Source organism: Rhodococcus sp. (in: high G+C Gram-positive bacteria) (assembly GCF_049286785.1).
Lineage (GTDB): Bacteria > Actinomycetota > Actinomycetes > Mycobacteriales > Mycobacteriaceae > Rhodococcus_F.
The window spans coordinates 1-2,869 of the sequence record NZ_JBAQEO010000879.1 but is presented as its reverse complement, the minus strand read 5'-3'; the positions used below and the strand labels follow the sequence as shown (position 1 = coordinate 2,869).

2 protein-coding genes and 2 pseudogenes are annotated in these 2,869 nt (G+C 65.0%); 2 read left to right on the top strand and 2 right to left on the bottom strand.

What is annotated here, in order from left to right:
* Positions 1-169 (bottom strand): annotated as a pseudogene (locus WAW17_RS31360) (hemolysin III family protein); the annotation flags it as partial.
* Positions 170-329: 160 nt separating this feature from the next.
* Between WAW17_RS31360 and WAW17_RS31355 the strand changes: the two are divergent.
* Positions 330-1,097: an isoprenyl transferase gene (locus WAW17_RS31355; protein WP_422336731.1), complete on the top strand. Its 768-nt coding sequence runs from the start codon at positions 330-332 to the stop codon at positions 1,095-1,097.
* Positions 1,098-1,117: 20 nt separating this feature from the next.
* On the opposite strand, the gene coaA is transcribed toward WAW17_RS31355, so the two are convergent.
* Positions 1,118-2,050, bottom strand: coding sequence for a type I pantothenate kinase (gene coaA / locus WAW17_RS31350; RefSeq protein ID WP_422336730.1), 933 nt, complete (start codon positions 2,048-2,050; stop codon positions 1,118-1,120).
* Positions 2,051-2,218: 168 nt separating this feature from the next.
* Between coaA and WAW17_RS31345 the strand changes: the two are divergent.
* Positions 2,219-2,869: pseudogene (locus WAW17_RS31345) on the top strand (DUF885 domain-containing protein); the annotation flags it as partial.

Below are 2,869 nucleotides of genomic sequence, written 5' to 3'. Positions count from 1 at the left end.
CCGTCACGCTGTACACGGCGGTGGCCATCGCCGCCGTACCGGACACCCGGGTGGCGGAGAGGACGACCAGAACGACTCCGGCGATCACGGAGACGCCGAACGCCCACAGGTGGATCCATCCTCGCAGGCGGGGCTTGACGGGCAGTTCGTCAAGGCCGAAAGCGGTCACGCGGCACCTCTTCTCGTTGTCCGAGCTGCAACCTACGCGACCGTAGGTTTGCTTGTGGGGAAAGCGTACCCGTCGGTAGATCTCTGCGGCGCCGCGTGTGACGGCCGTCGCGAAGCGCACTGCGCTGCGGCGTACTCTTGGCAACCATGGTGATACCCCGGTGAGTGCGCGAGGACTGCTGTACAGCCTGTACGAGCGACGGCTACTCCGGCGGCTAGAGGGCCTCCAGCACCCACGGCACGTTGCGGTCATGTGCGACGGCAACCGGCGCTGGGCGCGGGAGAACGGATTCACCGACGTCAGCCACGGTCACCGGATGGGTGCCCTCAAGATCTCCGAACTGCTCGGCTGGTGTGACGCCGCCGGCATCGAGATGGCCACCATCTACCTGCTGTCGACGGAAAATCTCAGCCGTGAGCCGGAAGAGCTCGACACCCTGCTCGAGATCATCACGGACGTCGTCGAGGAGATCTCCGGTCCGGACAAGAACTGGAGCGTCAAGATCGTCGGCGCGCTCGACCTCCTGCCTGCCGAGCAGTCCCGTCGCCTTCGGGAAGCCGCCGAACGGACCACGGGACGAACGGGCACGCACGTCAACGTCGCGATCGGATACGGCGGTCGTCAGGAGATCTGCGACGCCGTGCAGTCGCTGCTGAGCGAGAAGCTGCTCGAGGGTCTCTCGGGAGACGAACTGGTGAAGTCGATCACCATCACCGGCATCGACAGCCACCTGTACACCTCGGGTCAACCCGACCCGGACCTGGTGATCCGGACCTCCGGGGAACAGCGGCTCTCCGGATTTCTGCTGTGGCAGAGCGCGTACTCCGAGATCTGGTTCACGGAGGCGTACTGGCCGGAGTTCCGGCGTGTGGACTTCCTGCGGGCGCTGCGCGACTACGCCGCCCGGCACCGCAGGTTCGGTGTCTGAGTTCTACGGGTCGAGGAGCCCTACAGCTTTCGGAGTCGCAGCCGATTGATGGAGTGATTGGCATCCTTGCGGAGCACCAGTGTGGCGCGCGGACGCGTCGGCAGAATGTTCTCCACCAGATTCGGCCGGTTGATGTTCTGCCAGATCTCCTGCGCGGCCGCGGTCGCGTCCCGGTCCGAGAGAGCCGCGTAGTGGTGGAAATGCGCGTCGGGGTTCGCGAACGCCGTCTGACGTAGGGCGAGAAAGCGCTGGATGTACCAGGACTCGATGTCCTCGATGCGGGCGTCGACGTAGATCGAGAAGTCGAACAGATCCGACACCATGAGCCGGGGACCGGTCTGGAGGACGTTGAGGCCCTCGATGATCAGAATGTCCGGCTGGCGGACGAGGTGGTACTGGCCCGGGACGATGTCGTACGAAACGTGCGAGTAGACCGGCGCCGCCACCTCCTCGGCCCCCGACTTCACCTCGGTGACGAAACGCAGCAACTTGCGTCGGTCGTAACTCTCGGGGAAGCCCTTGCGGTGCATGATGCCGCGGCGGTTGAGCTCCGCAGCGGAGTAGAGGAAGCCGTCCGTGGTGACCAGGTCGACACGTGGATGATGCTCCCACCGAGCGAGCAGTGCCTGGAGCACGCGGGCCGTGGTGGACTTGCCGACCGCCACACTTCCCGCGACGCCGATCACGAACGGCACCTGCTGATCCGGATGCTTCTCGCCGAGGAATGTGGCCGTAGCCGCGAACAGACGTTGCCGAGCCGCGACCTGAAGATGAATCAGACGCGACAGTGGCAGGTAGACCTCGGCGACCTCCTCGAGGTCGATCTGCTCACCGAGACCGCGGAGTCCGTAGAGCTCTTCCTCGGTCAAGACGAGCGGCGTGGATTTACGAAGTGTGCGCCACTGTTTCCGGTCGAATTCGACGTAGGGGCTGGACTCGCTTGCCTTGGCCATCAGTTCCGCTCACACCTCCGGACCTGCGGAAGTGCGCCGTCCGTGATCGGAAGTACGGCCGTGATCGTCACGCTCGCGAGTCGCGGTTGCATAGTCGGATTGTGCTTGGTGCCACAGGCGCAGTTGTCGGCGGGTCGGGCCGAACGGTCTCGACTAAGGTCGATCGACATGGAGTCCGATACGTTCGTACGCGAATACCTGCTGCTCGGGCTGGGTTTCGACCGGCTGGAGGAAGGCTTCGTCGATGCCTATACCGGTGATCCGGCGTTGCGTCGTCAGGTCGAGAACGAGCCGCGGCCCGACCCGCGGGAACTGACGCGTACCGCCGCACGGTTGCGGACCGAGTTGCCGTCGGCCGGCCTGTCCGAGCAGCGCTCCCGCTTCCTGGAGGTGCACCTGCGCGCTCTCGAATGCTCGGCTCGCACGTTCGCCGGTGAGGACGTCGGATTCGTCGACGAGGTCGAGGCCTACTTCGACGTCCGGATCGAACGCGGCGACGAGGAGCAGTACCGGGAAGCTCACCGGAAGATGGACGCGGTGCTGCCCGGACCCGGATCACTGGCCGAACGTGTCCACGCACACCGGGCGGCGGACGAGATTCCCGCAGATCGATTGCAGGAGTGTGTGGACGCCTTCTCCAGTGCGCTACGTGACCTCGTGCGCGAGCACTACGCGCTGCCCGAAACCGAAGTGGTGGAGTACGAGGTGGTGGGGGACAAGCCGTGGTCGGGCTTCAACTACTACCTCGGGAACTACCGCTCGAAGGTCGCGATCAACTCCGACCTCCAGCAGCACATGGCGAATCTGCCGCGGCTGATC